We start from the raw sequence: 7,751 nt of genomic DNA, 5'->3' as shown, positions 1-7,751 counted from the left end.
CAGTGAACGCAAGACGGGCGGCTTGAGGGCTTAGCCCAGACATGGATCCCCAGCTTGCGATCCACGCGTTGGACGGCTAAACCAGGTAGACCTAGCTTTTAATCACGGCGCAACGTATCTCGCAATGTAAAAAACTCCACTAAAACCAGCGCACATCACGAAAGTTATCCAGCTAGTCATTTTCCAAATGCATGAATTGATTTCACGATGGATCGTCGCAGTCAGTTTGTGTTCAAGATTGATGATTTGAGCCGTTGCGTAATTGAGATCCTTTTTGGTCGCTAGCGTCGGTAAGATTGTGTCAAATCTCGTCTCAAGATTGGCAAGTCTGATTTCAACCTGTTTGAGATCCACTTTAGTTACAAGCGTGGGCAGTATTGTGTCAAAGCGTGTTTCTAGTGGAGTCATTCTGATGTCCATCACAAATCCGTTAATAAATAAAACGACTCAAATACTATCGAGTTGTCGTTCTGTTTGGTAAGGTAGCTGATCATTTGCTCCAAGGGCAATACTCTCGTTACACTTGTTTTCAATTTTGCAAATAAAGGGCACGCCATGAGCTGGGCACTCACCACAGACAACATACGTTTGCATTACGAAGAGGCTGGTAGCGGGACACCGATTGTTTTCGTGCATGAGTTCGCTGGTGACTGGCGTAGCTGGGAGTCGCAGATGCGTTATTTCTCCCGAAGGCACCGTTGCATTACCTACTCTGCGCGTGGCTTTACTCCATCTGACGTGCCTAACGCGGTCAGCGCTTATTCTCAGCGCCAAGCCGCGTTAGATATTCTGGCGGTACTAGATGCAGCCAATATTGATCGCGCACATATCGTCGGTCTCTCGATGGGCGGCTTTGCGACTTTGCACTTTGGCTTGATCGCACCCGAGCGCGCGCTTTCTTTAACTGTGGCTGGTGCGGGTTACGGGGCAGAAAAACAAAGCGAAGAGCACTTCAGAAGCTTGTCACGTGAAGTCGCCAAGCAATTCGAAACGATAGGCAGCAAAGCCTTTGCTCAAACCTATGCGCTGGGCGCCTCGAGGGTTCAGTTTCAAAATAAAGACCCACGTGGCTGGCTCGAATTTGTGACTCAGCTCGGCGAGCACGACAGTGTGGGTTGTGCCAACACCATGCGCGGGGTACAGGCTGAGCGGCCCTCCATTTACGATCTCGAGGCCGAACTTAAAAAGCTAACGGTACCGACTTTGATCATGGTGGGCGATGAAGATGATCATTGCCTGCAGCCGGGGATTTTTATGAAGAAAATGATCCCCGCGAGTGGTCTGATCGTGGTGCCTAAAACCGGGCATACCCTCAATCTCGAAGAACCTGATCGCTTCAATCGTGATGTCGCAGATTTCATTGCAACAGTCGAAGCGGGCCGTTGGCTCGAAAGAGACCCCCGCGCGCTGAGCGCTGAAATTATGAAAACGTCTTAACCCCCGGCTAATCACTCTCATAAGAGCACGGGGCAACACAGTCTTCGTAGCTTGGTGATGATTTCACAAAACCTGACTGCTGCATGCTTAAAACCAGCCGATCGAAACCTTGCCGTGAGATCGCTCGCCGACAAGTCCACAGTTCAGCCTGTTCGTAGCGCTGCATCGCTCGTTCTAAGGTCTGTCGAGGCAGCGCTGGGTAAAACGGCTGAACGACCCGGGCAAGCTCTTTGTGACCGTGCTCGGCGAGCCAAGGATTGAACTTTTCAACAGCGCGGATCATTGCTTCAAAGGCCGCTGAGTGTCGAGCAAGATTAGCGTAGCTTGAAATAAAAGTCGTATAGGCGGTAAAGCCCCGATCGCTTGCTGCGCGCAGGACCACTGCCTCACCAGCTAACTCTAATTGCGAAACATAGGGTTCAAAGAGCTGCGCCACGTCCAGCGTGCATTGAGTTAAACCAAGCGCATTGTCCGCCATCGTTTTATTTAAGGTTTTTGCTATCCCGGCTGGATCAATCTGCAAATCCCTCAAGTCTTGCTCAAGGCAGAGCCAGGGTGTGGGTACTTCTGACACCACGCCCAAGCGAAGGCTCGCTAAATCCTCTAAAGCAAACGGCTGCAACAATGGGCTGCCCACTAAAAAGAATGGATCTTTAGCAGCGACTTCGCAGAAGGCTACAATCGAGCTTTCAGTTTTGGGTGCTTGATCACGCTCTTTGATCACTCGCAATGGGCCACCCCACATGCAGTCGATGTTTCCCGCTGCCAGTTCCGCAATCCCCGCGCCCGGCGACGGCGAGTCCACCAGCGTGATGTCAACCCCTTCGTCACGGTGAAAGCCCAGGGCAACCGTTGCGTAGAACGGGGCATAGAACACTGCACGAAAATTTTCTGCTAGACGTATCTTCATTTTGATGGGCGGGCTTGAGTCTGAGTGAGGTAAGCATTATTCTGGACTCAGCACAATACTCTTTATTCTTACTCTTTTCATCGTCACTGGCGTTCATCATGCTGAAAACACATCATCGTTACGATTACAGCCCTATCCCTACTCGCCCTGATTACAGTTGGCCTGACGGCAAGCGGCTGGCGGTGCACTTTAGTCTGAACGTTGAACACTTTGCGTTCGGAGAGGGCTTAGGCAATGACTACGGGGGGCCCGCCCCACAACCAAATACTCGCAGCTTTGCCTGGCGCGATTATGGCAATCGCGTGGGTGCCTGGCGTCTGCTTGAGTTGGCCGAGGCGTATCAGTTTCCCTACGCTCTGCTGATCAATACCGAGCTGTATGACTATTGCCCTGAGATGATCAAAGCATTCAGTGACCGTGGTGACGAAATCGTCGGTCACGGCCGAACCAACGCTGAACGTCAAATCGACATGAGCTATGAGCAAGAGAAGGCCTGCATTGGCGAGGCGACCGCAGCGATCCTGCGTCACGAAGGCAAGCTACCGCTGGGATGGTTAGCCCCTTATATTTCCCAGACAACTGACTCACTCGATCTGTTGAAACAAGCTGGTTATCGTTACATGATGGACTGGTCACTAGATGATCAGCCAGTCTGGTTCAGAACCAAGCACGGGCCCATTTTGTCGGTGCCTTATCAACATGATTTGAATGACTCGCTTGAGGCAGTGACACGCCGCACGCCTTCACAACTCTATTGTCAAAATCTGATCGATCAATTTGACGAGTTGCTGGAAGAGTCTCGTCGCAGACCTCTGGTCATGCCTATCGTTTTACATAGTTTCATTCTTGGCCAGCCTTACCGTTTAAGGCAATTCAGACGCGTGATCGAACACATCATGCAACACCGCGATGAGCTGTGGCTGACAACGCCTGGTGGCATTTGCCAATATATCGAAAGCTTGCCTCCCGGCGTCGTGCCTGGCAGGGATATTGCTTACAGCCCTGTCTGAGTGAACAATTTTTTGAGTTGATGATGAAAAAAAACCTCCGCCTGCTGTTGTTATTTGTTTTGAACGCAACGCTTGGATTTACTCAGTTGTGTGGGGCAGAGGATAAATTCCCTGATAAGCCCATCAGATTAGTGGTGACTGTCCCGCCAGGCGGGGCTTCTGACTTCGTCGCTAGAAGCATGTCAGAGGGTTTCAGCAAAGCCTTAGGCACCAGCATCATTATTGAAAACAAGGCTGGCGCCAACGGAACCATCGCTGCCGCAGCTGTAGCTCGCTCGCCAGCCGATGGTTACACCTTGTTGCAGGCGGGCATTTCGACACACGGGATTGGGCCTTACTTTTATGACAACCTGCCCTATTCGACCTTCAAAGATTTAGTGTCTGTCGGCGGCTTGGCTGAGTTTCCGATTATTCTTGCCGTCAATGCCTCGTTGCCAGTAAAAACGGTTGACGATCTGGTTAAGCTAGCCAAAACCAGATCCTTAAGTTTCGCGTCTGCGGGCACTGGCAGCGCACCGCACATGTCTGGTGAGCTCTTTAACATCGAAACTGGCAGCAAGCTTGTGCATGTTCCTTATAAAGGCTCGGCACCTGCAGTGGTCGATGTGGCAAGCGGGCAAGTCGACATGATGTTTGACGGCATCCCATCCTTGATGCCGCAGATCAAAAGCGGCAAGCTTCGCGCCATTGCTGCAGTCAGCCTTAAACGCAATAGTCAGTTGCCAGATCTACCGACATTTACCGAACTCGGCTACCCCAGAATGGTCACGTCAGTTTGGTACGGTTTGATGGCACCTGCAGGTACGCCGTCAACGGTGATCACAATTCTAAACAAGGCGATGAACAAAACGCTTTCTGATCCCGCGTTGCGAAGCAAGCTCGAAGACAACGGAGCAATCGTGATGGATGGCAGCCCGGAAGACTTCGCAAACTTCATGCAAAAAGACTATGCCCGCTGGGGCGACGTCATTAAAAAGGCAGGGATTTCGACCAAGGAATAGGAATCACGAGTGAGTGGCCAACACACAATCAAGCGCGTGCACGAGTTGGTCTGCGTTTTCTTTTGAAAATACCAGAGGCGGTCGAATTTTCAGAATGTTCGCGTGTTCGCCGCTGGTACCCAGTAGCACCTGCCTATCCCGCATTTGATTGACCACCCGCGCGGCGACCGCGGTGGCTTGGGTAAGCGTATCGAGGTTACTGACCAGTTCAACGCCAATAAAAAGCCCTGCCCCGCGCACCGCTGCAATCAACTGATGTCGCGCTTGTAATTTGTTGAGTTCCATCCGCAAATAGTCACCGACTTTTTTTGCGTTAGCCATCAATTGCTCGTTATCCAGAACGTCCAGGACTGCCATGCCAACGGCCATTGAAACGGGGTTTCCGCCAAAGGTATTGAAATAGCGGCATTGCTGCCCAAACGCGGCCAGTACTTCAGGTTTGACTGCTATGCCGGCTAAGGGATGACCATTGCCTAAGGGCTTGCCCATGGTAACAATATCCGGTACGAGTTGATGGCGGGCAAACCCCCACAGCGAGTCGCCAGTGCGCCCAAGCCCTGCCTGCACCTCATCCGCAATAAACACGCCACCGGCCTGACGGATCACCTCAACAGCCTGAGCAAGAAAGCCTGGCGGATCAGTGTAGACCCCATCGCTTGAAAATACGGTGTCGACTAACAAAGCGGCAGGCTTAATGCCAACCGCCTGCAGATCGCTGATTGCGTGACGCACGCTGTCAGCGAAATAGTTACTGAGTCGTTCGGGCGCGATTCGCAGGGTATCTGGGGCTGGTACGGTGCGAACCGTATGCCCGAGTTTCACATATTTACCCAGTGAAGGTGAGGCCTCAGCAAGCGAAGCCGTGACGCCGTGATAAGCAAAATTCGTAATGATTAAACCCTCAGCGCCGGTATGAGCACGAGCGACTCGCAGAGCCAAATCATTTGCTTCACTACCCGTGCAGGTGAACATGGCGTGGGCAAGCTCAGGTGGCATCGTGGCCAGCAAACGTTCCGCGTAATCAAGGATGCCAGTATGAAGGTAGCGCGTATGCGTATTGAGCACTCCTGCCTGTTTGGCAAGTGCTTCGACAACGGCAGGATGTGAGTGGCCAACGCAAGCAACGTTGTTGTAAGCATCTAAATAGCGCTTACCCTTCCCGTCAATCAGCCAGGCTCCTTCTCCACGGGTGACGTGTAAGGGTGACTCGTAAAAAAGACGATAGGCTGGGCCAAGCAAGCGCGCTCTGCGTTGCATGAGTTCTTGCGTCGGGATGGAATCTATTGTCAAAAAAAACCTCGTCAATCGAAGGAGCAAGCCTGCCGCAACATGACTGTAGCCTCTGCATAGCTCAGACGGGTACAGGCGGCTAACCGAAGCCATGACAAGCCATTATTACGCAACAAATAATCGGCATTCTCGGGCTCAAGCTCTGCTCGCCAGCCGCTGATTGCCACGATCATCGTTAGTCTAGTCAAAATTAAACTGAACAACAGTTCAACCTCCGCCTCGGTGAGTATTAAGGCGACGTGGTAAGACGACACAAAGGGAATGATCTCAGCCAAAGGGTGGATGGCAGGGTCATCAAATGACTCGCGTAACTGGTAGGCGCAAGCAACCGCTAGGTCGTTGATTAACGGCGCATACACCATATCGCCGAAATCTAAGATCCCGCTGATCCGATCGTTGTCGTGTTCATCGACCAGGACATTATGACTATTCAAGTCATTGTGAATCGGTTGCTTACGCAAGTGAGCCAGGGCTGGCTGAGTATGTAGTTCGAAATAATCCAACACCTCTTCAGCCATTGCACGACGGGCAGGGTCTTTGACGTGCACCAGCAGACTGCGCACGCTGTCAGCACGTTGCAGATCCCAAGGTAGCTCCAGCGAACAAGCAGGATGCCAGAAGGTACTCAGTGCGAAATCGATTTGCGCAAGTTTCTGTGCCAGATGAATACGCTGAGCCGTTGAACGAGCTGCCCCAGGCAATGGTTTGCCAGAAAGATAAGTAAAAAGCCTGACGACGCGTTTGACACCAGTCGCAGTCTCGCACAAAGCTGATGCCTCACCTTGAACAGTGAGAATCACCCGCGGTACGATACTATCCGGCGCCGTACGTGCGATGTGTAACAACGCTTGTGTTTGAAAGTCTGCGATCAAGGGCGTTTCGGCAGGATGAGAAACCTTGAGCACCAAACACTCACCAGTCGATTGGACTTCCAGACGGTAGTTGCTATCTCGCTCACCTGGCAACAGTTCGACTGACGCAACAAGTCCGTATTGTTCACGCACGATCGCCTGCACCCAGTCAGGCGCTAACGGATGCCGCACATCACTCATGAGCATGCTGTTCATGCTGCTGTTTCAAACCCTTTTAGAGCGCTGACCAGATTGGGTCCCAGATCCTCAGACAGATAACCGCCTTCCTGAACCAAAACCGTAGGCAGTCCCAATTCCGCGATATGACTCAACAAGACTGCAAAATCAGAGGTGCTGATCCTCATGCCCTTGTACGGATCATGTTCATGAGCGTCAAGGCCAAGTGCCACGACCAGTGCTCCAGGTGAGAAGGCTTTCACGCTCGCGCAAGCGTCTCGTAAGGCAGGCAGATAGCCAGTCAGATCAGTGCCTAGCGGTAAGGGCTTATTGATGTTGTACCCGAGGCCTTCAGCCTCGCCACGCTCATGCGCATATCCGGTAAAAAAAGGCGTAAAGTTGCGCGGATCTCCGTGCAGTGAAATCGTCAGCACATCGGCTCGTCGATAAAAAATACCCTGAGTACCGTTACCGTGATGCACATCCAAATCCAGGATAGCCACGCGTGTGTAACGCTGTCTTAAATATTGCGCGGCAATCGCAGCGTTGTTGAGATAACAAAAGCCGTTAGCCCGATCCGTATAGGCATGATGACCGGGCGGGCGGCATAAAGCATAGGCAGCGCGCTGCCCATCGAGCACAAGTTGAGCGGCATGGGTGGCTACGTCTGCTGAGGCCGTTGCGGCGACCCAGGTGTGCTCGCCAATCGAGCAGGCGTTGTCTCCCATGTGAAATCCGGCTTGCCCGACCACACTTTCAGGATAAGAGCTGGGCTGACCCGGAAACGGATGAATATTGGGCATGACTTCTTCCGAAGGGTCATCCAGTAGTTGCCAACGCGCCCAAGCGGTTTCAAGAAAACGCAAGTATTCAGGGGAGTGGATGCAAGCCCGTGGCCCGGACCCATAATCGGCAGGCGCGACGATCTCGTGTCCATCCTTTTGCACTGCGGACAGCAGCCGATAGGCGCGCTCTGGCTGCTCGTTGCTGCGTTTGAAGCGCCCACGCAAAAGGAACAGTTGGGGATCATGATTCTGATGCAAATCGCTGTAGACCACTTTCATCGAGTCTGCCT

At 52.3% G+C, this 7,751-nt stretch carries 7 protein-coding genes; 3 read left to right on the top strand and 4 right to left on the bottom strand.

What is annotated here, in order from left to right:
* The first annotated feature begins 555 nt into the window (after window positions 1–555).
* Window positions 556–1,437: an alpha/beta fold hydrolase gene (locus tag BCM14_RS00905; RefSeq protein WP_106226121.1), complete on the top strand. Its 882-nt coding sequence runs from the start codon at window positions 556–558 to the stop codon at window positions 1,435–1,437.
* Between the two features lie 7 nt (window positions 1,438–1,444).
* Here BCM14_RS00905 and BCM14_RS00900 read toward each other — a convergent pair whose 3' ends face one another.
* Complete coding sequence (locus BCM14_RS00900; protein WP_106226120.1) at window positions 1,445–2,347, bottom strand: ABC transporter substrate-binding protein; 903 nt, start codon at window positions 2,345–2,347, stop codon at window positions 1,445–1,447.
* A gap of 98 nt (window positions 2,348–2,445) precedes the next feature.
* Here BCM14_RS00900 and BCM14_RS00895 point away from each other — a divergent pair, with 98 nt between their 5' ends.
* Window positions 2,446–3,357 (top strand): polysaccharide deacetylase family protein, encoded by a 912-nt coding sequence (locus BCM14_RS00895; RefSeq protein WP_106226119.1) that lies wholly within the window; start codon window positions 2,446–2,448, stop codon window positions 3,355–3,357.
* 23 nt (window positions 3,358–3,380) lie between these two features.
* Entirely contained in the window at window positions 3,381–4,358 is a 978-nt protein-coding gene (locus BCM14_RS00890; protein WP_259673338.1) for a Bug family tripartite tricarboxylate transporter substrate binding protein, read from the top strand.
* Between the two features lie 3 nt (window positions 4,359–4,361).
* On the opposite strand, the gene BCM14_RS00885 is transcribed toward BCM14_RS00890, so the two are convergent.
* Genes BCM14_RS00885 through BCM14_RS00875 form a run of 3 tightly spaced genes read right to left on the bottom strand, consistent with a single transcriptional unit; the run spans window position 4,362 to window position 7,740 of the window.
* Window positions 4,362–5,648 carry an aspartate aminotransferase family protein gene (locus BCM14_RS00885; RefSeq protein ID WP_375318453.1) on the bottom strand — a complete coding sequence of 429 codons (1,287 nt, stop codon included), beginning with the start codon at window positions 5,646–5,648 and terminating at the stop codon, window positions 4,362–4,364.
* Window positions 5,649–5,659: 11 nt separating this feature from the next.
* On the bottom strand, window positions 5,660–6,715 hold the full coding sequence (locus BCM14_RS00880) for a phosphotransferase (RefSeq protein ID WP_106226116.1): 1,056 nt from the start codon (window positions 6,713–6,715) through the stop codon (window positions 5,660–5,662).
* Window positions 6,712–7,740 (bottom strand): histone deacetylase family protein, encoded by a 1,029-nt coding sequence (locus BCM14_RS00875; RefSeq protein ID WP_106226115.1) that lies wholly within the window; start codon window positions 7,738–7,740, stop codon window positions 6,712–6,714. Before BCM14_RS00875 ends, BCM14_RS00880 begins: the two co-directional genes overlap by 4 nt.
* Window positions 7,741–7,751 lie beyond the last annotated feature (11 nt).

Origin of the sequence: Jezberella montanilacus (assembly GCF_003003055.1) — a bacterium.
Lineage (GTDB): Bacteria > Pseudomonadota > Gammaproteobacteria > Burkholderiales > Burkholderiaceae_B > Zwartia > Zwartia montanilacus.
This window is presented reverse-complemented; position numbering and strand designations above follow the sequence as displayed.

Coding starts and splice junctions, on each gene's coding strand:
- BCM14_RS00895 (WP_106226119.1), top strand. CDS start 2,446: ATGCTGAAAACACATCATCGTTACGATTACAGCCCTATCCCTACTCGC.
- BCM14_RS00905 (WP_106226121.1), top strand. CDS start 556: ATGAGCTGGGCACTCACCACAGACAACATACGTTTGCATTACGAAGAG.
- BCM14_RS00890 (WP_259673338.1), top strand. CDS start 3,381: ATGAAAAAAAACCTCCGCCTGCTGTTGTTATTTGTTTTGAACGCAACG.
- BCM14_RS00880 (WP_106226116.1), bottom strand. CDS start 6,715: ATGAACAGCATGCTCATGAGTGATGTGCGGCATCCGTTAGCGCCTGAC.
- BCM14_RS00900 (WP_106226120.1), bottom strand. CDS start 2,347: ATGAAGATACGTCTAGCAGAAAATTTTCGTGCAGTGTTCTATGCCCCG.
- BCM14_RS00875 (WP_106226115.1), bottom strand. CDS start 7,740: ATGAAAGTGGTCTACAGCGATTTGCATCAGAATCATGATCCCCAACTG.